The 23,549-nt window shown below is 58.3% G+C and carries 21 protein-coding genes and 1 tRNA gene; 10 read left to right on the forward strand and 12 right to left on the reverse strand.

Translation table 11 applies throughout. The features are described from left to right. Window positions 1–82 precede the first annotated feature (82 nt). The 7 genes from dusB (at window position 83) to hflX (ending at window position 9,300) form a co-directional block, all read left to right on the forward strand. On the forward strand, window positions 83–1,078 hold the full coding sequence (gene dusB, locus SPHFLASMR4Y_RS03780; RefSeq protein ID WP_089132370.1) for a tRNA dihydrouridine synthase DusB: 996 nt from the start codon (window positions 83–85) through the stop codon (window positions 1,076–1,078). Beyond that, window positions 1,078–2,151, forward strand: a complete 1,074-nt coding sequence (locus SPHFLASMR4Y_RS03785; RefSeq protein WP_089132371.1) for a two-component system sensor histidine kinase NtrB — start codon at window positions 1,078–1,080, stop codon at window positions 2,149–2,151. The genes dusB and SPHFLASMR4Y_RS03785 overlap by 1 nt, the downstream gene beginning before the upstream one ends. 16 nt (window positions 2,152–2,167) lie before the next feature. After that, entirely contained in the window at window positions 2,168–3,589 is a 1,422-nt protein-coding gene (ntrC, locus tag SPHFLASMR4Y_RS03790) for a nitrogen regulation protein NR(I) (protein WP_089132372.1), read from the forward strand. A gap of 96 nt (window positions 3,590–3,685) precedes the next feature. After that, window positions 3,686–5,974: an ATP-binding protein gene (locus SPHFLASMR4Y_RS03795; RefSeq protein WP_260807060.1), complete on the forward strand. Its 2,289-nt coding sequence runs from the start codon at window positions 3,686–3,688 to the stop codon at window positions 5,972–5,974. A 21-nt stretch (window positions 5,975–5,995) separates the two neighbouring features. Continuing rightward, window positions 5,996–7,378, forward strand: coding sequence for a sigma-54-dependent transcriptional regulator (locus SPHFLASMR4Y_RS03800; RefSeq protein ID WP_089132373.1), 1,383 nt, complete (start codon window positions 5,996–5,998; stop codon window positions 7,376–7,378). Window positions 7,379–7,510: 132 nt separating this feature from the next. Beyond that, window positions 7,511–8,005, forward strand: a complete 495-nt coding sequence (hfq, locus tag SPHFLASMR4Y_RS03805; protein WP_089132374.1) for an RNA chaperone Hfq — start codon at window positions 7,511–7,513, stop codon at window positions 8,003–8,005. After that, complete coding sequence (hflX, locus tag SPHFLASMR4Y_RS03810; protein WP_089132375.1) at window positions 8,002–9,300, forward strand: GTPase HflX; 1,299 nt, start codon at window positions 8,002–8,004, stop codon at window positions 9,298–9,300. The genes hfq and hflX overlap by 4 nt, the downstream gene beginning before the upstream one ends. A 4-nt stretch (window positions 9,301–9,304) precedes the next feature. Here hflX and mazG read toward each other — a convergent pair whose 3' ends face one another. From mazG to SPHFLASMR4Y_RS03860, 10 genes are read right to left on the reverse strand one after another with little or no spacing between them, the layout of a single operon-like run. Beyond that, window positions 9,305–10,048, reverse strand: a complete 744-nt coding sequence (gene mazG, locus SPHFLASMR4Y_RS03815; protein ID WP_089132376.1) for a nucleoside triphosphate pyrophosphohydrolase — start codon at window positions 10,046–10,048, stop codon at window positions 9,305–9,307. Between the two features lie 53 nt (window positions 10,049–10,101). Next, window positions 10,102–10,719 (reverse strand): TIGR02281 family clan AA aspartic protease, encoded by a 618-nt coding sequence (locus tag SPHFLASMR4Y_RS03820; RefSeq protein WP_089132377.1) that lies wholly within the window; start codon window positions 10,717–10,719, stop codon window positions 10,102–10,104. A gap of 4 nt (window positions 10,720–10,723) precedes the next feature. Further along, window positions 10,724–11,494, reverse strand: coding sequence for an MBL fold metallo-hydrolase (locus SPHFLASMR4Y_RS03825; protein WP_089132378.1), 771 nt, complete (start codon window positions 11,492–11,494; stop codon window positions 10,724–10,726). 2 nt (window positions 11,495–11,496) lie between these two features. Further along, a complete protein-coding gene (locus SPHFLASMR4Y_RS03830) occupies window positions 11,497–12,273 on the reverse strand; it encodes a TatD family hydrolase (protein ID WP_089132379.1) in 777 nt (258 codons plus the stop codon). 1 nt (window position 12,274) lies between these two features. Next, window positions 12,275–13,828 (reverse strand): methionine--tRNA ligase, encoded by a 1,554-nt coding sequence (gene metG, locus SPHFLASMR4Y_RS03835; RefSeq protein ID WP_089132380.1) that lies wholly within the window; start codon window positions 13,826–13,828, stop codon window positions 12,275–12,277. Window positions 13,829–13,885: 57 nt separating this feature from the next. Further along, window positions 13,886–14,893 carry a DNA polymerase III subunit delta' gene (locus SPHFLASMR4Y_RS03840; RefSeq protein WP_089132381.1) on the reverse strand — a complete coding sequence of 336 codons (1,008 nt, stop codon included), beginning with the start codon at window positions 14,891–14,893 and terminating at the stop codon, window positions 13,886–13,888. Next, the gene (gene tmk / locus SPHFLASMR4Y_RS03845) at window positions 14,890–15,519 is read right to left on the reverse strand and encodes a dTMP kinase (protein ID WP_089132382.1); all 630 of its coding nucleotides are present in this window, start codon (window positions 15,517–15,519) and stop codon (window positions 14,890–14,892) included. Before tmk ends, SPHFLASMR4Y_RS03840 begins: the two co-directional genes overlap by 4 nt. Then, window positions 15,516–16,658, reverse strand: a complete 1,143-nt coding sequence (locus tag SPHFLASMR4Y_RS03850) for a D-alanyl-D-alanine carboxypeptidase family protein (RefSeq protein WP_089132383.1) — start codon at window positions 16,656–16,658, stop codon at window positions 15,516–15,518. The genes tmk and SPHFLASMR4Y_RS03850 overlap by 4 nt, the downstream gene beginning before the upstream one ends. Window positions 16,659–16,697: 39 nt before the next feature. Continuing rightward, window positions 16,698–17,717: a septal ring lytic transglycosylase RlpA family protein gene (locus SPHFLASMR4Y_RS03855; RefSeq protein WP_089132384.1), complete on the reverse strand. Its 1,020-nt coding sequence runs from the start codon at window positions 17,715–17,717 to the stop codon at window positions 16,698–16,700. Next, entirely contained in the window at window positions 17,701–18,732 is a 1,032-nt protein-coding gene (locus SPHFLASMR4Y_RS03860; protein WP_089134663.1) for a lytic murein transglycosylase, read from the reverse strand. Before SPHFLASMR4Y_RS03860 ends, SPHFLASMR4Y_RS03855 begins: the two co-directional genes overlap by 17 nt. A 209-nt stretch (window positions 18,733–18,941) precedes the next feature. Between SPHFLASMR4Y_RS03860 and SPHFLASMR4Y_RS03865 the strand changes: the two genes are divergently transcribed. After that, window positions 18,942–19,031 (forward strand) — tRNA-Ser (locus SPHFLASMR4Y_RS03865). A gap of 87 nt (window positions 19,032–19,118) precedes the next feature. On the opposite strand, the gene SPHFLASMR4Y_RS03870 is transcribed toward SPHFLASMR4Y_RS03865, so the two are convergent. Then, on the reverse strand, window positions 19,119–19,490 hold the full coding sequence (locus tag SPHFLASMR4Y_RS03870; RefSeq protein ID WP_089132385.1) for a hypothetical protein: 372 nt from the start codon (window positions 19,488–19,490) through the stop codon (window positions 19,119–19,121). Then, the gene (locus SPHFLASMR4Y_RS03875; protein WP_260806968.1) at window positions 19,487–20,719 is read right to left on the reverse strand and encodes a class I SAM-dependent methyltransferase; all 1,233 of its coding nucleotides are present in this window, start codon (window positions 20,717–20,719) and stop codon (window positions 19,487–19,489) included. The genes SPHFLASMR4Y_RS03870 and SPHFLASMR4Y_RS03875 overlap by 4 nt, the downstream gene beginning before the upstream one ends. Before the next feature lie 183 nt (window positions 20,720–20,902). Between SPHFLASMR4Y_RS03875 and SPHFLASMR4Y_RS03880 the strand changes: the two genes are divergently transcribed. Then, a complete protein-coding gene (locus tag SPHFLASMR4Y_RS03880) occupies window positions 20,903–21,931 on the forward strand; it encodes a DUF1838 family protein (protein WP_089132386.1) in 1,029 nt (342 codons plus the stop codon). A 413-nt stretch (window positions 21,932–22,344) separates the two neighbouring features. Beyond that, window positions 22,345–23,544, forward strand: coding sequence for an efflux RND transporter periplasmic adaptor subunit (locus SPHFLASMR4Y_RS03885; protein WP_260807061.1), 1,200 nt, complete (start codon window positions 22,345–22,347; stop codon window positions 23,542–23,544). Window positions 23,545–23,549 lie beyond the last annotated feature (5 nt).

Here is a 23,549-nt window from a genome sequence, read left to right on the forward strand (position 1 = left end):
CTACGCCGAGAAGGAGTATGAAGCAATTCTTGCCTCGAAAATGATTTGTCGGTAGAGGCTGCTTAAAATTTAGGCAGTAGATATGAAAATCAATCCCATCTTCATCGGCGATCTGAAAATTGAAAGTCCGGTCATTCTGGCACCGATGACCGGTGTTACCGATTTGCCGTTCCGCAAACTGGTGCGGCGATTTGGCTCCGGACTCAATGTAACCGAAATGATCGCCAGCCAGGCGATGATCCGGGAGACCCGCCAGTCGCTTCAGAAGTGCGCGTGGGACGCGTCCGAGGAGCCGGTATCGATGCAGCTCGCCGGCTGTGACCCCGCTGTGATGGCCGATGCGGCAAGACTGAACGAGGATCGCGGCGCGCAGATCATCGATATCAACATGGGCTGCCCGGTGAAGAAGGTCGTCAACGGCGATGCCGGATCGGCGCTGATGCGCGATCTTCCGCTCGCCGCCTCACTGATCAAGGCCACGGTGGAAGCTGTCAATGTACCGGTAACCGTCAAGATGCGGATGGGCTGGGATCATCAAAGCCTGAACGCCCCGGAACTTGCGCATATCGCAGAGGATCTGGGCGCAAAGATGATCGTCGTGCACGGCCGGACGCGGTGCCAGATGTATCGCGACAGCGCGGACTGGGCCTTTGTCAGCAAGGTCAAGCAGGCGGTATCGCTGCCGGTAATCGTCAACGGCGATATCTGCTCCATCGAGGACGGGCAGAAAGCACTGGAACAGAGCGGCGCCGACGGTGTGATGATCGGTCGGGGAGCGTATGGCAAACCGTGGTTGCTGGGGCAATTCATGCACTGGTTCAAGACCGGGGAGCGCCTGCCGGATCCCGATATTGCCACGCAATATGCCATTCTCGACGAACATTATCGCGACATGCTGAAACTCTATGGCGAACATGTTGGCGTCAAGGTGGCGCGCAAGCATATCGGCTGGTACACCAAGGGCCTGACCGGCTCGGCGGAATTTCGCAACCGGGCGAATAGCGAGAGCGATCCCTATGTCGTGCTCGAAATGCTCGAGGAATTCTATTCACCCTGGTTGAACAAAGCGGCCGCTTGATGGACGGGACGCCTCCGGCTGAACACATTCTGGCCGGGCTGAGCCAAGCGCTTCTGGTCGTCGACTCGGACCATATGGTGACCCGGGTCAATCCCGCCGGGGAAGCCCTGTTTGGCACCAGTGCCAAACATCTGGTGGGTCGCAGAATCGATAAAATACTGTATTTCTCGGATCCCAGGCTGGACGCTGCCCGGACCGAACGGGACATCAGCCTGACCGCACGCGGAGTTATGATATCCGGCGAAGAACGCAAGCTGGGGATTGTCGATTTTGACATTCACCCGCTGGCCTCCGATTCCGGCTGGCGCCTGATTTCCCTGACACCCATGCCCCAGGATGGTCCGATACTCGAAGATGAGAATAATGATCCGTCCACCCTGGCCATCCGCGCACCGGACATACTCAGCCATGAGATCAAGAACCCGCTGGCAGCCATCAAGGGCGCAGCTCAATTGCTCGACCGGCAGCTCGATGACAGCCAGAAACCGCTAACCCAGATGATTACGGCGGAAGTGGAGCGCGTGGTCAATCTGCTCAACCGGATGCAGACCCTGTCCTCCAATCAACCGGCCCAGACCAAGGCCGTCAATATTCACACCCTGATCGACCGTGCCCGGCGTTCGACCGAGGCGGCAACCGGCCAGGCGGTGAAGATCCACGACAAATTCGACCCGTCCCTGCCGGACGCGCTGATCGATCCGGATGCGATGATGCAGGTGTTGACCAATCTTCTCGCCAATGCCGTCGACGCAACCAGACATCTGCCAGACCCGCAGATCCGCATCATTACCCGCTACAGCTTTGGCGCGTCGCTCTCGGCCCAGGGAGAAACGGCGGCGGTCCGCCTGCCGATCCAGATCATGGTCTGCGACAATGGTCCGGGCGTTCCCGCCGAACTGGAGCGCGAAATTTTCTCGCCCTTCGTCTCGACCAAGAAGGAAGGACAGGGGCTAGGCCTCGCGCTGGTGAAAAAGTTGATGCGCGATATGAACGGGCGCATCCGCTACGATCGTGAGAATCAGGACGAGATGAGCCGCTTCACTCTATTCCTTCCCGTTGCTCCGAAAAACTGACGTCAGGACTTCAATCATGGCCAAAGAAAAAATCATATTGGTAGAGGACGATCTGTCGGTCAGCCATGTCATCATCACCGCTCTGCGCGCCGAAGGCTATGACGTCGAAAATTGCAAATCGATCGCCGAGCGCGACGCGCTGATGTCAAGCAGCCACTATGACCTGCTGCTCACCGATGTCGGGCTGGGCGAAGGGGAGGGCGACGGGATATCCTCGCTCGACAGCGTCAAGTCGACCCATCCCGATATCCCGATCATTATCATCTCTGCCCAGAACACGCTCAACACCGCAGTCCGCGCGTCGGAGACCGGGGCCTTTGAATATCTGCCCAAGCCATTTGATCTCGACGAACTGGTGCAAGTTGTCGGCCAGGCCCTGAAGCCCAGGAATATCCAACCGGTCGAACCCTCGATGGACGAGGAAAGCCTGCCGCTGGTCGGCCGCAGTCCGGCAATGCAGGAAGTGTACCGGATGATCGCCCGACTGCTGAAAAACGACCTGTCGGTGCTCGTGCTCGGCGAATCCGGCACCGGCAAGGAACTGGTCGCCGAGGCGATTCACGGACTCGGCCACCGCAAATCCGGCCCGTTCATCGCGGTCAACATGGCCGCGATCCCCTCGGAACTGATCGAGGCGGAGCTGTTCGGCCATGAAAAGGGCGCCTTCACCGGTGCCGTCGCCAATGCCTCGGGCAAGTTCGAACAGGCCCAGGGCGGCACGCTGTTTCTCGACGAAATCGGCGACATGCCGATGCACGCCCAGACCCGGCTGCTGCGCGCGCTGCAATCCGGCGAAATCAACCGGGTCGGCGGCAAGGGTCCGGTCAAGCTCGACGTGCGCATCATCGCGGCGACGAACCACGATTTTCTCGACCTGATCGAACAGGGCAAGTTCCGCGAAGATCTCTATTACCGGATCAATGTCGTGCCGATCGAACTGCCGCCGCTCCGAGAACGGTCGAGTGACATTCCGGCGCTGACACAGCATTTTCTCAAACTCGCTGTCACCGAGGGACTGCCCCTAAAGCAGATTTCCGAGGAAGGAATGAACCTGCTCTGCCACCATTATTGGCGCGGCAATGTCAGGGAATTGAAAAATGTCATCTACCGGCTCGTCGTGACCGGCAGAGAGGATACGCTGTCGGAAGACGCCATCCGGCAGATCCTCGCAACCGAGCGCAGCGAAGATCGGGCCCAGTCGGCCCACATGGAATTCGAAGCCCATATCAAGGCGATGGTGCTGGATCTGATGGCGGCGCCGGAAAAGGAAAATCTCTACGCCCAGGCGCTGGAAAAGTTCGAGAAACCACTGCTGTCCGAAATGATGCATCATGCCCACGGCAATCAGATCAAGGCCGCCAAAATTCTGGGGATCAACCGCAATACGTTACGCAAGAAGTTGAACGAATATCAAATCGATCCTTCCGAGTCGAAATGACATGTCACGATGAAGTGAAGGATTGCTTCGCCCAACCGTGATATTTTTACAATATTTGTGCTTTTTCCGCAACGAATCTGTTGTATTGAAAGCACAATGACAGTGTCCAATCCCCTGACGGAACCGCGCGTCCCCAATTGGCTGCGGCGCCTGTCGCTAATGGCCGAAAAAGAGGCGGTGATGCGGCGGGTCGAATGGATCGTCGCACTGCTGTTCGGCGTGATCATGCTGGGCACCTATTTTCTGCTGCGCACCCAATCCGACCAGACAGACTTTATATCTCCGCCGCTTACTGCTGCTCTGCTGGTGGCAAACCTGATTCCGGCGATGACCCTGTTGGTCCTGTTTGGACGCCGGATCGCCAAGGGCAGGGCGGCGCAATCGTCGATCGGCAGCAAGGGCCGCCTGCATGTCCGTCTGGTTGCCCTGTTCTCGCTGGTAGCCAGCATCCCGATGGTGCTGGTGGTGATTTTTGCGTCGCTGCTGTTCCAATATGGCGTGGAATTCTGGTTTTCCGATCGCGCCCGCGGCATGCTGGAAAATGCAAATGATCTGGCGCGCGGCTATTATGAGCAGAATCAGCGGGAAGTCGGTGAAGAGACGATCACCATGGCCAATGATCTGCGCAACTATTTGCAACAGGCCGATCTTGAAAGCCCGCAATTTGCCGAAGGCTATGTGTTTCAGGTGCTCTCGCGAAAGCTCAATGAATCGGCGATCATCGAATATGGGGCGGATGGCGTTGCCCGGACGGCGGCGGCGGTGGATCCCGATGACACGGACCAGCAGCCGAAGATAACCGATGCGGTGCTCGAGCAATTGCAACAGGGGCAAAGCTATGTCGTCACCGCAAGGCCGAACAAGATCGAGGCGGTTACCGCGCTCGACCTGAATTCACGCATATTCCTATACGCGGCCCGCGACTCCGACATGCTGGCGCTGAGCCAGTGGGAGAGGGCGCAATCGGTGCTCGCCGACTATGAGGATCTGTTTTCGCGATCGCGCAGTCTGCAGTTGCAGTTCAACATCGCTCTGTTCGTCATCTCGCTGCTGATTGTCGGGCTGGTTTTGTGGATCGCGCTGGCCGTTGCCGACCGGATGGTGAAGCCGGTCAGCGATCTGGTCCACGCGGCGAAGCGGGTGACCGAGGGCGACCTGGCCACCCGGGTGCCGACAACCTTTGAAAATGACGAAATCGGCACATTGGGGCGCGCGTTCAACCGCATGACCGAGCGGCTGGAGACCCAGACCACCGCTCTGATCACGGCAAACGAACAGTTGGGAAGCCGCCGCGCCTTCATCGAGGCCGTGCTGGAATCGGTCACTGCCGGGATCATCAGCCTGGATGAAAAAGGCGAGATCAGGCTTGTCAATTCGCAAGCCCAGTCGCTGCTCTCCAAGCCGATTGATGATCTGCTCGAGGCCGATATCGGCACGGCGGCACCGCAATTTGCCGAACTCGTCCAGGAGGGTGTCGAGAACAGCATCATCGAATTTGCCTCCGATTCCGACATGCGCACCCTGGCGGTGAAGATTGTCGGCGGACCGACCGGCCATGTCATCACCTTTGAAGACATCACACAGCAATTGCTGGATCAACGGCGGGCCGCCTGGTCCGACGTGGCCCGACGCATCGCTCACGAGATCAAGAATCCGCTCACGCCGATCCAGCTCGCGGCCGAACGGCTGCAGCGCCGGTTTGGCTCGCGGATGACGGATGACGTCAGCATATTCGAAAATCTCACCAATACTATCATTCGGCAGGTTGGCGATCTTCGGAATATCGTCGACGAATTTTCCTCCTTCGCACGGATGCCGAAACCGGTTTTCCGGCGGGAAAATATCGACGACGTGCTGAAACAGGCACTGTTCATGCAGGATGTCGCTTGGCCCGCTATCGCGTTTGACTTCCACTCGGACGATCAGCCGATATCGCTGGTCTGCGATCGTCGGCAGCTGGGGCAGGCCTTCACCAATATCATCAAGAATGCTGCAGAAGCGATTGAGCAAAGAGCCGAATCCAGCGCGGATTTTCAGCTTTCCGACGGTCAGATAAATCTGGAAATCCGCAGTGAAAACCAGATTGTCGTGATCGAGCTGACGGACAATGGCATCGGACTGCCAATCGAGCGCGACCGGATCGTGGAACCCTATATGACAACCCGGGCCAGCGGCACCGGACTGGGCCTCGCGATCGTGAAGAAGATCATCGAGGAACATTTCGGCGAGATGAAGTTCAGCGACGCCCCTGATGGCGGTACCCGGGTGACCATAAGGTTCAGCCCATCGCAACTGGCGCGGCTGACCCATGGAGATACGCAGATTTCGGACGATACAGCCGACGATAGCCCGAACGGGGATCATAGCGAATTGCATAATGAATAGAATGAGGAATAGAGGTTCAACATGGCGTTAGATATTCTGGTTGTCGACGACGAACCCGATATCCGTGATCTGATATCCGGTGTTCTGGAAGACGAAGGCTATACCACCCGGGTGGCCGCCGACAGTGACGCAGCGCTGGCGGCTGTCAACGAGCGACGGCCTTCGCTGGTGCTGCTCGACGTCTGGCTGAGAGGTTCGCGTCTCGACGGGCTGGAGCTGCTGACCGAGTTGAAGCAGCTCGACGCGAAAATGCCGATCATCGTGATCTCGGGTCATGGCAATATCGACACGGCGGTCGCCGCCATATCACAAGGCGCGGTCGACTTTATCGAAAAGCCCTTTGAAGCCGAACATCTGCTGCATCTGGTATCACGCGCCACAGAGACCGACCGGCTGCGCCGGGAAAATGAAATTCTCAAGGCGCGCGTCGGCTTTGCCGATGAACTGACCGGCAATTCGGCGGCGGTGAATAATGTCCGCGCTACGTTGAAACGCGTCGCCGGCACCGGCAGCCGTCTGCTGATTTCCGGTCCGGCGGGAGTCGGCAAGGAAGTGGCCGCGCGGCTTATGCACAATTGGAGTTCGCGTTCCGACGCCGCTTTTGTCACCATCAGCGCCGCGCGGCTGTCGCCGGAAAGCGTCGAAGAGGAATTGTTCGGCACCGAACGCAACGGCAAGATCGAGAAAACCGGCCTGATGGAAGAGGCCCATGGCGGAACCCTGTTCATCGATGAAGTCGCCGACATGCCGCTGGACACCCAGGGCAAGATATTACGGGTCCTTACCGAGCAGAGTTTCAACCGGCTTGGCGGCTCGCAAAAGGTGAATGTCGATGTCCGGGTTGTCTCGGCAACCTCGCGCGATCTGGAAGTCGAGATCCGAGAGAAACGCTTCCGCGAAGATCTGTTCTACCGGCTCAACGTGGTGCCCGTGGTGCTGCCACCGCTGAACCAGCGGCGCGAGGATATTCCGGTTCTCGTCGACCATTATGCAGCCCGCTTTGCAGCGGAACAGCGGTTGCAGCCGCCGGAGATTTCCGATGAAGCCATGGCGGCACTGCAAGCCTGCGACTGGCCGGGCAATGTTCGCCAGTTGCGCAATGTGGTCGAGCGAACGATCATATTGGCCCCGAAAGACGGGTTTTCGAAAATTGAAGTGGACATGTTGCCGCCGGAAATTCTCGGCAATGATGATGATCTTGACCAGGGGGTCGCATCGTTGATGGGCTCGCCCTTGCGCGAAGCACGGGAAAGTTTCGAGCGCGAATATCTGAAGGTGCAGATCCGGCGTTTCTCCGGCAACATCTCCAAAACGGCCAATTTCATCGGTATGGAGCGATCGGCCCTGCACCGGAAACTGAAGATATTGGGCCTCGCTTCACGAAAGAAATCCGACGTCGAATGAGATTGCGGGCTTGACGGTTGTCGAGACAGGCCGAATATCATATATGAAGGCCAAGGCTCCCCGAGAAGAGCAGATGCCGTCAGAGAAATAATAATATGCCATCGCAAAGCTGGCCAATAATTGGAGTCAAATATGACCGATAAATCGAACAACTTGCAGGATTTATTCCTGAACTCCCTCCGCAAATCTAAAACTCCTGTCACCATGTTTCTGGTCAAGGGCGTCAAGCTGCAGGGCATTGTGACCTGGTTTGACAATTTTTCCGTCCTGCTGCGCCGCGACGGTCAATCCCAGCTGGTGTACAAACATGCCATTTCGACGATCATGCCTTCGGAATCGCTCGACACACAGCCTTTCTCCGATCTGATGGACAAGGCTAAGAACCGCCCCGGGGTTTTGCAGGAAGTCTTTCTGACCGCGGTGCGTGACAGCAATGATCCGGTGACGATGTTTCTCGTCAACGGCGTAATGCTGCAGGGCGAAGTCGCTGCGCATGACCTGTTCTGCATCCTGCTTGAGCGGGAAGGGCTGTCGCAACTGGTTTACAAGCACGCGATATCCACCGTGCAGCCCGGGGGTCCGCTGAATCTGGCGGATTATAACAATGCCGACGATGGTGCGCATTGATACCATTTGAGAAGGACAGTCTCGACAGCAAGAGCCAGAAAGCGCTCGTCGTACATCCCGACATGGTGTCGCTAAGCCAGTCCGCGCTTGAGCATCGCCTGGAAGAAGCTGTCGGTCTCGCTCTTGCTATCGGGCTGGTTGCGACCGCGTCCCATTATTTCTCGGTCCGCAATCCCAAGCCGGCGACCCTTTTCGGTTCCGGTCAGGTGGACCAGATCCGCAAAATGATGCAGGAGCAGGGCGCCTCGATATTGATTGTCGACGGCAGCCTCAGCGCTATCCAGCAGCGCAATCTCGAAGAGAAGCTGGAGGTCAAGGTCATCGATCGCACCGGCCTCATTCTGGAGATTTTCGGGGCGCGGGCGGCGACCGCGGAAGGTCGTCTGCAGGTGGAACTCGCGCATCTCGATTATCAGGCCGGTCGACTTGTCCGCAGCTGGACCCATCTGGAACGGCAGCGGGGCGGATTTGGCTTTCTCGGCGGGCCAGGTGAAACCCAGATCGAGTCAGATCGCCGGATGATCCGCGACCGCATGGCCAAGTTGCGCAAGGATCTGACCCATTTGCGCAAGACCCGCTCCCTCCACCGCGAACGCAGGCAGCGAGCGCCCTGGCCGGTGATCGCGCTGGTCGGCTATACCAATGCCGGCAAATCAACATTGTTCAACCGCTTGTCCGGTGCCGACGTTTTTGCCGAAGACCTGCTCTTTGCGACACTCGATCCGACGATGCGGGAATTTCCGCTGCCGGGATATGACAAGGCGATTTTGTCCGACACGGTGGGCTTCGTCTCCGATCTGCCGACACAATTGGTCGCCGCTTTCCGGGCGACACTGGAAGAGGTGGGCGCCGCTGACATCGTCGTCCATGTGCGGGATATTTCGCACGAGGCCAGCGATGCTCAGGCCCGCGATGTCCGGCAGATATTGGCGGATCTCGGTGTATCCGAGGAAGCGGGCGAGGGGCCTCCCGTTATCGAGGCATGGAACAAGATCGACACGATCGGGCCCGATGACCCGCAATATAGCCGCATTACGTCAGCATTGCCGGACAATGTTTGCACGATTTCTGCGGCGACCGGTGAAGGTGTCGATGATCTGGTCAACCTGATCTCCAGAACGCTGTCCGAGGGCTATAAATCGGACACGATCACCGTCGAGGCCTCCGATGGCAGGAAAATGGCATGGCTGCACGAAAATGGCCGGGTTCTGAACAGCGAGCAGGATGGTGACAAACTGAGCGTCACCGTGGAAATGTCACCGCGCAACTGGGGCCGCTTCGACGCGCTGGAATGACGCTTCAGCCGCCGGCCAGGCGAGCCTTGGCCTTTTGCCATTCCGCTTCCAGTTCTTCGATCGTCATATCTTGCAAGTCACCGCCAACACTGGACTCTATCTGATTGAATCTTCTGGTGAATTTGCCTGTCGCATCGGCGAGCGCGCGTTCTGCGTCAACCTTGTAATGCCGAGCCAGATTCACGGCGGAAAAAAGCAGGTCGCCGATTTCCTCGTGGATTTCCGCACCGCTGGTGGCGGCCGCAATTTCTTCCAGTTCTTCCAGCAACTTCTCTTTCACCGGTGCCTTGTCGGGCCAGTCAAAGCCGACCCGCGCCGCCCGCTTCTGGATTTTCTGCGCGCGCAACAGCGCGGGCAGGGCAAGCGCCACACCGTCGAGCGCACTCGACTGACCCGTCTGCGCCCGTTCATCCGCCTTGATCTGCTCCCAACCCGGGCTCTGTTCAGCTGCGCCGAAGATATGCGGGTGACGCCGCGTCATCTTGTCACAGATCGATGACACGACATCGTCGAAGTCAAATTCGCCTGTATCGGCTGCAATCTGGCTATGAAACACGACCTGGAGCAGGAGATCGCCGAGTTCGTCCTTGAGCGCCAACATATCCTCGCGATTTATCGCGTCGGCGACTTCATAGGCTTCCTCGATCGTATAGGGCGCTATGGTCTCGAAGCTTTGCACCTTGTCCCAGTCACAACCCTCGTCCGGATCGCGTAAACGCCGCATGATTTCTAGCAGGGGATCAATCAAAAGCTCTTCCGTTCTAACCCATGATTAAGGTTGATAATATATATTATGTTAAATTACGGATTGCCGGACGCAACGGGCTCCAGTACCATTTCGCCCCCCGCAACCCGCCAACTTCCCAGTTTTGAGAGAAAATTCATACCGATCACATTCGCATCACCAAATTCTTCCGCGACGACAACCGGCAAGTCCGCCATCTCCAGTGGCCCAACCTGTAAAGACTGGATGCGCCCGCGCTGCGCTTCGACCGAGCCATTTGCCGTGCTTAATATCACCGGAAACGGACTACTGCTGATCTCGATGCCGGCTGCCTCGGCCGTCCGCAAGGTCATCGCCGTCGTTGTCGCTCCGCTATCGATCAGGAAGCGGACCGGCTTCGCGTTAACCTTTGCATCGACCCAGAAATGACCGTCAACCGATTGCCGAATGCGCAGGGTTTCGCCGACAACAACCTGGTCATGGGCGCCTGTGAGTTCCCCGGAAACCCGGCTCCAGACCGCCATAATCTCCTGCTTGTAGGAGAAACCGACGATGAACAGAGCAAATATGGCGAACCAGGCCAGAGCCGTTCGCACGATCTCGCCAAAACCAATTCGTCGCGAGAATAACGCGCTCGCCACGAGCACCAGAGCGCCAATGGCAAAAACGAGATTGATATTCTGGTCTTCGGTCAAGATATCAGATTTCCTTCACAAAGCCGTCATAAGCGGGCCGGACGTGATCGGGCAGGATGGACACAAGATGGTGATAATCCATCGACTTGTCCATATGTGTTAACAGGCTCAGTCCCGGCTTGGCATCATCAATCAGATCGAGTGTCATATCCAGATGCGCATGCGTGGGATGCGGTTCATCGCGCAACGCATCGACAACCAGCAGATCGCACCCCTGATACAGGGCGCGCATATCGGCGGTAACCTCGCCAAAATCGGTGGCATAGACGATCGATCGCCCCTGATGTTCGAACCGCAGTCCGGCAGAGGTGATACTGCCATGCGGCTGGTCGACATGGCGGACCGTGATGTCGCCAATAGTGACATCGCCGTCCAATATATGGGCCTCGCAGATCGATGGATAATATTTATGTCCCTCGAAGGCATAAGCGAAGCGATGTTGCAGGCTCTCGAGTGCGAATGGACGGGCATAGCCCGGAATCGGCTGACGCTTCTGCTGGAATACCGCCCTGAGATCATCAATCCCGTGGCAGTGATCGGCGTGATCATGCGTCCAGATAACAGCGTCTATCCGGTCTATTCCATTATCCAGAAACTGGTTGCGCAGATCAGGCGAGGTATCGACCAGAATTCGGGTGGCAGCGCTTTCTACCAGAATGGACACCCGGCTTCGCCGGTTCTTCGGCTCATTCGGGTCGCACTCGCCCCAGTCATTGCCGATCCGCGGCACCCCCGCCGACGTCCCGCATCCCAATATCGTCAGTTTCAAAGCCACATTCAGGGACGTGCCTTGTTAAACAATTGGTAGAAATTGCGACTGGTCGTTTCGCAAAGCTGATCATAATCCTCGCCACGCAGCTCGGCCAGATAGCGAGCGGTATCGGCGACAAAGGCGGGCTCCCCTGTCTTCCCACGATGCGGGACCGGCGCCAGAAAGGGAGCATCTGTTTCGACCAGAAGCCGGTCTGCTGGCAATTTCGCTGCCGTTTCCTTCAGGTCTTTGGCATTTTTGAACGTCACGATACCGGAGATCGAAATATAGAGACCCAAAGCGAGAGCTTTCCGGGCAAAATCCTCGCTTGCGGTGAAGCAGTGGATGACACCGGTGTAGGCGCCCTGCTCCATTTCTTCCGCCATGATTGCGGCCGTATCAGCCTCGGCATCGCGCGTATGGACAATGATCGGCAAGCCGGTTTCGCGCGCCGCGTGAATATGCGTGCGAAAGCTCTGTTTCTGGCGGTCCCGGTCGCTGTGATCATAATAATAATCCAGCCCGGTTTCTCCAATCGCAACCACCCGTGGATGCGCGGCCTCTTCCAGCAGCTTTGCGAGATCGATATCGGGATGCGCGTCGGCTTCATGCGGGTGGATACCGATGCTGGCCCAGACATCCTTTTCCCGCTCGGCCGTGGCCACGATATCGCGCCATTCGCGCTCGCGTGTCGAGATGTTGAGCATTGCCGTGACACCGCTTTGCCGTGCGCGATCAAGGGCAGCGCCCTGCTCTTCTACCAGACCCTTATAATTTAAATGGCAGTGGCTATCGACGAGCATATCAGGCTCCGGCCTCATCTTTCAGCATTTCGAGGCGTGGGAAAACCCCCTCCGGCTTCGGCAAGTCGAGCCCCTGCTCTATCGGACTGCCCAGATGTTCAAAACCGCGGCTGTCCGGCGACTGCGCCAGCAGATCGAGCATCCGGTCGCAGCTGTCGGGCATCACCCAGCGCAGCATGATCGCCAGTTGACGGATCGCTTCTGCCGTATGGTAGAGCACAGTGTCGGCGCGCGCAGGGTCGGTCTTGCGCAATGCCCAAGGCGCCTGGTCGGCGAAGTATATATTGGTGGCGCTCAGCCGTTCGCGAATGACATCGAGCGCCTGATCGATTTTGAAAAGGCCGCCGGTCATCGCCGATTGCACATCCGAAAAACAACTGTCCAGCTGGCTCAGCAATTCCAGTTCCGCCGCTGTGGGTTCGCCACGTGACGGTATTTTCCCGTCGCAATTTTTGGCAATCATCGACAGGCTTCGCTGCGCAAGATTGCCGAAATTATTGGCCAGATCGGCATTGGTCTTGGTAATGATGGCTTCCGCCGAATAGGTCCCGTCCTTGCCGAAAACGACGTCGGCGAGCAGGAAATAGCGGAGCTGATCGACACCGAAGCGTTCCGCCAGTTCCATCGGATCTACGACGTTCCCGACCGATTTCGACATTTTCTCGCCGCGGTTCAGCAAAAAGCCGTGACCGAAAATCTGTTTGGGCAATGGCAGGCCGGCGCTCATCAGAAAAGCGGGCCAGTAGACTGCATGAAAGCGCACGATATCCTTGCCGATAAGATGGAGGTCGGCCGGCCAATATTTGGCGAACATCCCCTCGGTATCGGGATAGCCGACCCCGGTCATATAGGTGGTCAGCGCATCGACCCAGACATACATCACATGACCCGGTGATCCGGGCACCGGAACGCCCCAGTCAAAGCTGGTTCGGGAAACACTGAGATCTCGCAATCCACCTTCGACAAAGCGCATGACTTCGTTCCGCCGGCTTTCGGGCTGGATGAATTCGGGATGATCCTCATATAATTTCAGCAACTTGTCCTGATATTTGGACAGTTTGAAAAACCAGGTCTCTTCCGCAGTCCATTGCACCGGCGTACCTTGGGGCGACAGCTTTTCGCCCCCCTCGCCTGTCTCCAGTTCCTCTTCTGCATAGAAGGCTTCGTCGCGTACCGAATACCAGCCTTCATAGCGATCCAGATAGAGATCGCCATTGGCTTCCATTGCCTTCCACAATGCCTTGCTGGCCTCGTGATGCTCCGGTTCACTGGTTCGCCGGAATCCGTCATGACCGATATTAAGCTTGCTGCACATCTCTATGAAATATGATGACATTTCATCGGCAAGCTTGATCGTTTCGACGCCCGCATCCCGCGCGGTCTGGACCATTTTCAGTCCATGTTCGTCGGTACCGGTGATCAGACGGACATCGCGGCCGCTCAGCCGGTGAAAACGGGCAATTGCGTCAGCAGCAATGGCTTCATAAGCATGGCCAATGTGCGGGCGCCCATTGGGATAGCTTATTGCGGTGGTGATATAGAAAGGTTCAGACATAGCCGTCTCTCTTGATGGATTGGCGGCGGTTGTAAACAGCCAAAATATCAATTTTGCTCATCCGGCCTTGGCAAGATCCCCCAACAGGCTGCCCAAGCGGAAAATCACCGCCTGATTATCCAGCGCTTTTGGAAGCGCGGTCGAGGCCAAATCGCTGGCTTCCCGCCATTTTTCAATATTCTCCATCGAGGCTGCAATTTCAGATCCCTTGATCTGCTCGGCCATGAGACTGGGGACCCGGTCCAGAAAAGCGCGATATCGCGGGGTCGCCGCCTTCAACGAGAGCTTGCGGGCCAATTCGCTTTTCAAACTGTTATCCCTGTCACCGGATATGACGATCTGCCGGGCGATTCCTTCCAGTTCGGCGAGTCCCACCTCGGCATATTGCAGGGCCCGTCCGGGAGAGCCTTCGCCGGCCCTGACAAGCGTTTCCAGCTCCTCCTCTGTCAGCTTCGGCGCAGCGGCCTTCAGCACATGTCGCATGTCTTCGGTATCCAGGGGATCGAAGCGCAACATCTGGCATCGCGACCGTATCGTTGGCAGCAACCGGTCAGGCATATGGCTGATCAGGAAAAATATCGTGTTTTTCGGCGGCTCCTCGAGATTTTTCAGAATGGCATTGGCACCTGCGCGTTCGAGATCGTCGGCGGCGTCAATCACGACCACGCGATAATCGGAAATCGATGCCTGATTCTGAAACAGCGGCTGGAGGGCGCGTATCTGGTCGACCTTGATATTGCGCGCCAGTTCATGTTCCTCGAGAGAATCGAGACCATTGTCCCGTGCCTTTTTCTCCTCCTTGTCGCCCTTGGCTCCCCGCCTCAGCAAGCGAAAGTCCGGATGCGAGCCGGCAGCGAGAAGATGTCCGGCTTCATCATCCTGACCATCCGAAAAGCCCGCCTGCGGATTGCGCGAATTGAGCAGCATATGCGCCGCCTGCTGGGCAAAGGCCGACTTGCCCAATCCTCTGTCTCCCGCCAATATCCAGGCATGGTGAAGCTTGTCCCGGGCGAAGGCCTGAAGGAAGGTTTTGCGAGGCTTGTCATGACCAAGATATGACGTCATGCCGTCAAGCCGTCCAGATTTTGCACCAGATCGGCGGTGACGGCTTCTACAGATTGCGAAGCGTCAATCAAACGGATGCGATCCGGATCGTCGACCGCAAATTTGCGGAAGTTGGCCATGACAGCTCGGTGATAGCTGCTGTCCCTGCCCCCGATCCGGTCGCTTTCTCCGCGATCTCTCGCCGCCGCTCTGCGCAAGGCATCCTCTTCCGGCAGGTCGAGGATGAAGGTTCGGTCCGGCATCAGATATTCACTGCCGATACGATGAATATCCAGGATTTCAGAGTCGCTCAGCTGTCCGCTAACGCTTTGATAGGCCCTGCTGCTGTCGATAAAGCGATCGCAGATCACCCATTCGCCGCGCGCCAGCGCCGGTCGAATTAACTTGGCGCAATGTTCGGCGCGCGCAGCAGCAAACAACAGCGCTTCGGTCCGGATAGTCCACTTTTCCTCCGCACCGGTCAGCAACAGTTCGCGAATCGTTTCCGCTGCTGGAGTTCCCCCGGGCTCGCGGGTCAGCAGAACTTTCAGGCCGTCTTTCTCGAGAGCATTTGCGACGGCTCTTGCCTGGGTCGACTTGCCCGTCCCCTCCCCGCCTTCCAGCGTGATGAATCGGCCCTGGTTCACGCCAGTCCGAGCAAGGATTTCAATCCGGCCCAGACACGGTCAAGGAAGCCGGCTTCGTCCACATCTTCGCCAGCAACGAGATCCACTGTCTGCTGCCCGGCATCGGAGGTGCTGACGATCAGTTTTGCAATGGGCTGGCCTTTGCTTATAGGAGCCTTGATGGGACCATTATAGCTCACTTTCATTGATATGTTTCCGTCAGAAGCCTTTGGAATTGTTGCAAAGAGATCCCTCGCCGCAACAAGCGACACGGTCGAACTGTCGCCCAGCTGCACCTCCGCATTCTGAATTCTCGTGCCCTTGTCGAAAAGCTTTTTCGGCTCCCACGCGTTGAAGCCCCAGTTCATGAATTTCACCGATTCCTCGATACGACCGCCGTAGCTTTCAAGTCCGGCCAACACCGATATCAGACGCCGACCCTTTTGCTCGGCCGAACCGGTAAACCCGTAGCCGGCCTCTTCCGTGTGGCCGGTTTTCAAACCATCCGATCCGGCTACCTTGCCGATCAGCGGATTGCGATTGGACTGCTTGATTCCATTCCAGGCAAATTCGTCCTGGCCATAGAAATCATCATAAAGTTCCGGAAAATTATTGACCGTAGCCGAGCCCAGTCGGGCCAGATCCCGCGCCGTGACCATGGTCCGGCCTTCATCCGGCCATCCGTTGCTGTTGCCAAACCGGCTGTTCGCCATGCCCAGCTCCTTGGCCCGCTTGTTCATCAGGTCGACAAAGGCTTCCTCGGTCCCGGCAATGCCTTCTGCAAGAACGACGCAGGCGTCATTGCCCGATAGCGTCACGATACCGTGCAGCAGATCGCTGACGCTGACCTGGTCGCCTACGCCGAGAAACATCGTGGAGCCCTGATTATTCCATTTCTTCCACGTAGCCTCGTTGACGCGGAACTTGTCATCAAGCTTGAGCTTGCCCTTGTTGATCAGATCAAAGGCGACATAGACGGTCATCATCTTTGCCATCGACGCCGGCGGTATCTGCCGATCGGCATTTTTTTCGTACAGGACCGCTCCCGAGGAGAGATCTGTCATATAGGCAATCGGCGCCTTGGTGTCGAAACTGGGCGCTGCGATGACAACCGACGACAAGGCCATGAAAGGCACCGACAACAGAAGATATTTTTTCATTGAGGACAGGATTCCCGATCAGAATTAAACGGCAAAAAACTATTTGTCCGCGCGCAAGATTCGCGCTCCGCTATAGCCGCGCTGCTGCGCCTGTGCCAGCCCTGCCTGCGCGTCCTTTTCGCTGGCATAGGGGCCGTAACGCACGCGCCAGATCGACCGTGTCCCGTCGGGCATCACCTTGGCACCGATCTTCTTGGCGAGCGTGTCTGCCCTCGCCTTGTCGCTGAAAGCTGCGACCTGCACGACATAGGCCCCGACAAGGTCGCCGACATAATTATTTCCGATACTTTGTTCGGCACCAACCGGTCGGCCCGCGCCTTCTATAATGAATCGGCCATCGCGGCTGCCGGTGGCCGATGAAGGCCGGGCTGCCGTAGCGGGCGCCTTGGCCGGGCTGGCAGGGACCGGGGCTGCGGCCTGCTTGACCGGCGCAGCTGGCGTCGGCAGCTTGGCCAGATTCTTGCGCAATATCGCCAGCAGGGAATCGGGCGTTGCTATCCGCTCGGCGGCGGGGGCGCCCATGCGCAGCACCGCGCGCTCCTGTTCATTGGGATTGACCTTGCGAACGCGCACGCCCGAGACCCCGTCGCGATCGATACCCAATTGCTTGGCCGCCCCGTGGGACAGGTCAATCAGCCGGTCGTTGGCGAACGGACCGCGATCATTGACTCGCACCAATATTGTCCGTCCGGTATCCAGCGCCGTCACCTCGACATAGGACGGCAGGGGCAGAGTCTTGTGCGCGGCCGAAATGCCTTGCGGATTGAAACGCTCGCCATTGGCCGTCGGATTGCCGGCCAGCTCTTCGCCATACCAGCTGGCATAGCCCACTTCGTCATAGCTCTGCACATCTTCGGGGGTATAGGTCTTGCCGCCAACCTTGTAGGGATCCCCTATTTTCTGAGGGAAATCGGAAACCGCGGCCGCACCGGACGCCGCACCGGTACCGCGCGGCGCCGGCTTGCCATCGGGAAACTGGCCGAAATCGCGCGAGCCGCTACAGCCGGCCAAAGCCAGCGTCGCGGCCGACAATATTCCAAATTTAACTGCGTATCTCATCCGCCAATAACCCCACTGCTAGCCCGTAAAAATTTGAACAATTATAATCCAGGATGACGCGATAATTGCCGGTCAGCAAATACGCCGTGCTGCCCGCGCCATCTGGCTCGAGCAGGGTCGCCATCACATCGTCCTCGAGAATCTTTCCGGTCGCCGGCACAACGCCGAGCGCCCGCCATTCAGCCATGGTTTTCCACTGGCTGTGGCGGCCGAACACACGCGGACAGCGCGTCGGCATGATCTTGCTTGCCACCGCATCGCGATCAAGCGATGATGGCACCTTGACAGCGATGCCCCACGGCTCTCCGCGGCGCCAGCCGGAATTGACAAAATAATTGGCGATCGAGGCCACAGCGTCATGTTCGTTGTTCCAGATGTCCGCATAGCCGTCACCGCTTCCATCCTTAGCCAGTCGCAGATAGACCGATGGCAGGAATTGCGGCATGCCCATGGCCCCTGCCCAGCTACCCTTCAGCGCGGACTGGGGAACGCCCTTGTCGATCAGCTGGAGCACGGCCAGCAATTCAGGTTCGAACAGCGAGCGCCGGCGCCCCTCATAGGCCAGGGTTGCCAGAGAGCGCGGAATATCGAAATCGCCCATATAGGAACCATAATTGGTTTCCTTGCCATATATCGCCATGATGATCGGACCGGGCACGCCGGTCTCGCGTTCGACATCGACCAACTTGGCAATCAGGCGACGATAGGCCGCCTTGCCATTGGCGATTCTCTGGCTCGTGATATGTCGCCGCTGATAGGGCGCGAAAGGCGGTATCGCGCTGTTCGGACTGCCACCCGGTTGCGACTGGTCCAGCGCGACGACCCGGGGATTGTAGGTCAGGCCCGGCAAGACCTGGTCCAGCGTCTGCGCCCGCACACCTTGCTGCAGCGCCTTTTGCCGAACCTGCTGGAGATAGGATTCAAAACCGGAACTGCTTTGTGCTCTGGCATTTTGCATCGGCGTTGCGGAACTGATGCCAAAAAGAGCAAGAGCGCCGCAAGCGATAGCGGTCATGATACGCATGCATACTTCCCTTTCGTCACGCCGTTGTCGCACAAAGCGAGTCCGAGGGGAATCCCTAAATAACCCGAAGAAGCAACCATTCGCCCCAAAAGCCGAAATTTGCCAAAATCCCGTTCGCCCGCAACCTCCATCAACAAAATGTTTTGCGCTTTCAAATCGATGACGCTAGGACGCGTGCGACCCGGCCCAAGGGGCCATGCGGACAGGTGGCAGAGTGGTCGAATGCAGCGGTCTTGAAAACCGCCGAGGGTGCAAGCTCTCCGTGGGTTCGAATCCCACCCTGTCCGCCACCAAACCTGCCTCATCCCGCTTGTAGACGAACGAATCCACGCGGCGAACCAGCTCCCCGTTCGGTTATTCTTCAAATAAGCGCGGGCTTAGCGCCGGGCGATATCTTCGATGGTTTCGCGATAGGCCTGCTCGCTTTCGCGTTCGCTGGCTTCATGGGCTTCCTTGCGCATCAGGGCATACATGCGCGCCAGCAGGTCCTGGCGGCGGGCCTCGCGCTCTTCCAGCGCCTTGTCGTCCAGCTTCAGCGCCTCGATGCCGGCGGCCAGATCGAGGCCATTGTCCCGCGCCACGCGTTCGGCCGCATCCAGCCGGTCGCGCACGACGCACAGCTCGCCGGCCAGCACCATGATCATCGACATCACCTGATCCATGCCCGGCGTGTCGTAAAATTGCGGACGCTTGCCGCGCGCATCGCGGATCACATGCGGCCGCTCGTCCTGCATCGCCTCGCTGCTCATGCCGCCATCTCCCGTGCCTGCGCCTTCTCCGCGACAAGCACCTCCCAGCCGCCGCCCGGTGCATATTCGCCCGCGGTAAATTCCCGCTCGGCCACTTCGCTTGCCGTCTCCTGGCTATAGCCATCCGATCCGCCGGCAAATTCCATCACCGCCATCGGCGCTGTATCAAATTTGATCGCCTCGGCGGCAAACCCTGCCCGTTTCGCCAGATCCACCTGATCCATCTCGCGCATCGCGCCCCAGAAGGGCTCGTTATTATACCAGGTCTCGTTGTCGAGAATGAACTGGGTGAACGGGTCCATCAGGTCGAAGGGCGGCAGATCGGCATGGATCATCATGCCGCCGGGAGAGAGCAGGCGATGGCATTCGTTGAAGATCCGCGGCATCGCCTTGCCGCTGGTCTCGTGCAACAGGATATGGCTGACCACCAGATCAAAATGCCCGTCGGGAAAACTGGTTTCCTCCGCGTTCATCTGGGCAAAATTCACCTCCTGCCCCATCGCCGCGGCGCGGGCATGGGCATAGCGCACCACCGGTCCGCCCACATCAATGCCCCAGACCTCCGCCTCGGGAAAATATTCCTTGTACGGCAGGGTCGCGTGGCCGACGGTGCAGCCCATGTCGAGAATGCGCATGGGCTTGAAGTCCGGCCTGTTGCGCCGCAGATAGTTGCACACCGAGCGGCCCATGTCGTCATTGTCGGGGCCCATATAGCCCATCGCATAGAGATAGACGCCGCGGTCATAGAGCGCGCCGGCGGTGATATCCTGATCGGTAATCTCGCTGGTATAGCCACCGGGCATGCAGTGGATGTCGAGCGCGGTGATGTAGCGCGGCGGGACAAAATCCTCGGGAATGTCCAGCTTCGCCTTGCTCGAGGCCGACAATGTCTTTGCCGTCTCCAGCAATTCGGGCAATTGCCGGTCGATCGAGACATTGACCGATTCCCACAATATCTCCTGCGCGATCCGGTTGGCCGACGCATAATGCTGGAAATAGAGATTGTTTACCATCGCCGAACGAATGTCGCGCCGGTCGGCGGGATCCCGGCCGTGCTCCTTGCGGAACGCCGGCTTCACCTGTTCATTGTAAACCGGCGTCAGCCCCGGCAGCAATGTCGACTGGATAAAGCCCTTGAAGCTCTTGGCAAATTCCTCGCGCGCCGCTTCATCATGCGTGGCCTTGGGCAAGGCTGCGTGACTGGCTTGTTGGAATATATTCAGCATCATCGACTCCATCGCTTCCGTCCGTATTTCCCCGTGACTATGCCAGCTTGGCCGGGCGCGCGCTACAAGCCGTTCAGCCGTCTATCCGGCAGGCGAACAGCCGGTGCATTTTGCTGCCCGGGCTTTCATGAATGGAGAACAAGTGTCATCCTATCAGGTGATTGATCATATTTGCTGGAGACCAACATGGACAAATTCAACCTCAGCCGGCGTGAAAGTCTCGGCCTTGCCGCTCTGGCCACCGGCATGGCCGCCGTTCCTGCGGCAGCCCGCGCGCACCAGCCCAAGCCGGCCGTCGATTTTGTCAGCACCATCGATTTCAAGGATCCCGAGTGGAACCGCGACACCTATGCGCGGATCGACGGGGATATCGATCCGAGCAAGGAAAAATGCGGCTGGATCAAGGGCAAGGCCATGGGGGTCCGCCCGAACGAGAAGGTTCGCACGCTCTTCGGTGTCGAGGGGTTCAGTTTTGTCCGGATGAAGAAACTGGAAGACGGCAGCTACCGCAGGATGCTCCGCGAGATCGTCTTCTATACCGATCTGGAAAGCGGCGAAGTGCTGGACCAGTGGCTCAACCCCTATACCGGCGAGACGGTAAAGGTGGTGCCGATTGCCAATGACCCGTTCAACTTCACGATCAGCAAGTTCCAGCCCGAAGGGCCTTCCTATGGCGGACTGAACACCGACCTGCGCGAGCGCAAGCCGTTTCTGCAGGACTGGGAATATGGGCCGAACGGCACGATGATCCTGAACACCGGCATCGACCTGATGTATCCCAACGCGCTGCAGCCGGGCCAGTGGCCGCGCGAATCGGCCGGCGTGATGAACCGGGTCTCGGAACATTTCATCTATGTTGTCGAGCAGGCGGATGTGGAAAATCCCGCGCTCACCCATATCCCGCATATCGGCTCCTGGTCACGGATCACGCCCTGGCTGCCGTGGATGCTGATGGGACAGGCCGAAGGCCAGATCAATTATTTCACCCATTTCCAGACCATTCCGGAGGGCGTCGAGGGTCTGCCTGCCCATCTGGTGAAAGCCGCCCGGGCGATGGACGAGAAATGGCTCAGCGCGCCGACAGAGGATTATGGCCCCTCCCTCTCCAGCCTCGAGGTCTACGCCCGCGAACAGACACCCGCGCCCGTGCCCGAAGGCTGGGAACCCCCAAAAGCCCCGCCGGCACCCGAACCCTTCGCGCCAAACAAAAAGTGACGGGGCGCGTGGCAGCAAACCCGCCGCTATCCGCACGGGAGCCATATTGAACATTCGGCGGCGAGCAAGGGCAGGATGGCGCGACCGGCCCTTCGCTCTCGCTGCCGGTCCGCAGAAAAAGCAGAGAAGACGTGGCGCCGCCCCCTCCCCGGTCGGGCACTGCCCTTTGCCAGCCAACCCGGCCCTGCCCATTCCTGCCCACTCCGACATCATGTCCGACATCATGTCCAGCGCCAACACCGGCCTGAACCTGCAGCCGTCAAAATCCTCCCGGCAGGGAGAAGCATGAATTTATCGGTCTAAAGCAATCATTCTTGCTGCACCGCACAATTTTTATTGCAGATTCCCTCCTGTCACCCTATTTCTCCGCAACCCCTCATTGGCGCTCCCCCACGACCAACAGGAAAATGAACATGATAAAAAATATCCTGACCGGGCTATTCATTCTCGGTCTGACGGCATGTTCCGGCACTCCCGAAGCCCCCGTCCAGCAAGCCATGCCGGTCGAAACATATCTCGTCAGCGAATCCGAAATACCCAATATCGTCGAACTGCCCGGCCGCGTCGAAGCGGTGCGGGTCGCCGATGTAAGAGCGCGCGTGACCGGTATCGTGCAACGGCGCCTCTATGAAGAAGGCAGCAATGTGAAGGCCGGGCAGCCGCTCTTCTCCATCGACCCTTCGGAATTGCGCGCAAGCACCGCACAAGTAAAGGCAAGCCTGGAACGGGCCAGAGCCACAGCGGCCAATGCCCAGGCGGTTGTCGATCGTTATCGCCCGCTGGTCGCGGAACAGGCGATCAGCCAGCAGGAATATGATGCAGCGGTCGCCGCCTCCCGCGAAGCGCAGGCCAGCGTAGCCCAGATCAGGGCAGAGCTCGATGCGGCCAATCTGCAATTGGGCTACACCACGGTGCGGGCTCCCATCGGCGGCCGTGTGCGCAGCGCCGAAGTCACCGAAGGCGCTCTGGTAAGCGCTTCCGAAGCCACATTGCTGACGCGGATCGAGCAGGCCAGTCGCGTCTATGTCACGTTCGCCCAATCATCGTCGCGCATATTGGACATCAGGCGGGGCATCACCGACGGCTCAATCATATTGAACGAGAATGACCGGGCCGAGGTCGAACTGATTTTCGAAGACGGCACCGAATATCCGATTCCCGGGCAAATCGACTTTCTCGATTTTTCCGTCAACGAAACCACCGGTACGGTTACCCTGCGGGCCGAATTTGCCAATCCCTCCGGTCTTTTGCTGCCCGGTGAATTTGTCCGGGCGCGCATCTTCGTGGGCAAGAAAAAGGGCGGCTTTGTCGTTCCTCAGAAAGCAGTGACGCTGAGCGAAACGGGCGGCACCGTCATGGTCATTGATAATGACGGCAACGCGGCGATACGTCCCGTGGAACTTGGCGCCATGACCGGCGCTATGTGGATAATCGAAGGCGGCCTGAACGCAGGCGATCAGGTCATTGTCAGCAATCTGCAGAAAATCCAGCCCGGCATTCCCGTGATAGCGAAGCCGGCGCCGAATGGATCTGGCCATAATGGCGCCAGCGCCGCCACAAAACCGCAAGCATCTCCGTCTGCTTCGAAGCCGGAAAAGGAGGCAGCCCGATGATCTGC

This window comes from Sphingorhabdus sp. SMR4y (assembly GCF_002218195.1).
In the GTDB taxonomy this organism is placed as follows: Bacteria; Pseudomonadota; Alphaproteobacteria; order Sphingomonadales; family Sphingomonadaceae; genus Parasphingorhabdus.

Bases quoted from the DNA above. Each gene is read 5' to 3' on its own strand.
- dusB (WP_089132370.1), top strand. From the start codon at position 83: ATGAAAATCAATCCCATCTTCATCGGCGATCTGAAAATTGAAAGTCCG.
- SPHFLASMR4Y_RS03785 (WP_089132371.1), top strand. From the start codon at position 1,078: ATGGACGGGACGCCTCCGGCTGAACACATTCTGGCCGGGCTGAGCCAA.
- ntrC (WP_089132372.1), top strand. From the start codon at position 2,168: ATGGCCAAAGAAAAAATCATATTGGTAGAGGACGATCTGTCGGTCAGC.
- SPHFLASMR4Y_RS03795 (WP_260807060.1), top strand. From the start codon at position 3,686: ATGACAGTGTCCAATCCCCTGACGGAACCGCGCGTCCCCAATTGGCTG.
- SPHFLASMR4Y_RS03800 (WP_089132373.1), top strand. From the start codon at position 5,996: ATGGCGTTAGATATTCTGGTTGTCGACGACGAACCCGATATCCGTGAT.
- hfq (WP_089132374.1), top strand. From the start codon at position 7,511: ATGACCGATAAATCGAACAACTTGCAGGATTTATTCCTGAACTCCCTC.
- SPHFLASMR4Y_RS03830 (WP_089132379.1), bottom strand. From the start codon at position 12,273: ATGCTCGTCGATAGCCACTGCCATTTAAATTATAAGGGTCTGGTAGAA.
- metG (WP_089132380.1), bottom strand. From the start codon at position 13,828: ATGTCTGAACCTTTCTATATCACCACCGCAATAAGCTATCCCAATGGG.
- SPHFLASMR4Y_RS03840 (WP_089132381.1), bottom strand. From the start codon at position 14,893: ATGACGTCATATCTTGGTCATGACAAGCCTCGCAAAACCTTCCTTCAG.
- SPHFLASMR4Y_RS03850 (WP_089132383.1), bottom strand. From the start codon at position 16,658: ATGAAAAAATATCTTCTGTTGTCGGTGCCTTTCATGGCCTTGTCGTCG.
- SPHFLASMR4Y_RS03855 (WP_089132384.1), bottom strand. From the start codon at position 17,717: ATGAGATACGCAGTTAAATTTGGAATATTGTCGGCCGCGACGCTGGCT.
- SPHFLASMR4Y_RS03860 (WP_089134663.1), bottom strand. From the start codon at position 18,732: ATGACCGCTATCGCTTGCGGCGCTCTTGCTCTTTTTGGCATCAGTTCC.
- SPHFLASMR4Y_RS03870 (WP_089132385.1), bottom strand. From the start codon at position 19,490: ATGAGCAGCGAGGCGATGCAGGACGAGCGGCCGCATGTGATCCGCGAT.
- SPHFLASMR4Y_RS03875 (WP_260806968.1), bottom strand. From the start codon at position 20,719: ATGATGCTGAATATATTCCAACAAGCCAGTCACGCAGCCTTGCCCAAG.
- SPHFLASMR4Y_RS03880 (WP_089132386.1), top strand. From the start codon at position 20,903: ATGGACAAATTCAACCTCAGCCGGCGTGAAAGTCTCGGCCTTGCCGCT.
- SPHFLASMR4Y_RS03885 (WP_260807061.1), top strand. From the start codon at position 22,345: ATGATAAAAAATATCCTGACCGGGCTATTCATTCTCGGTCTGACGGCA.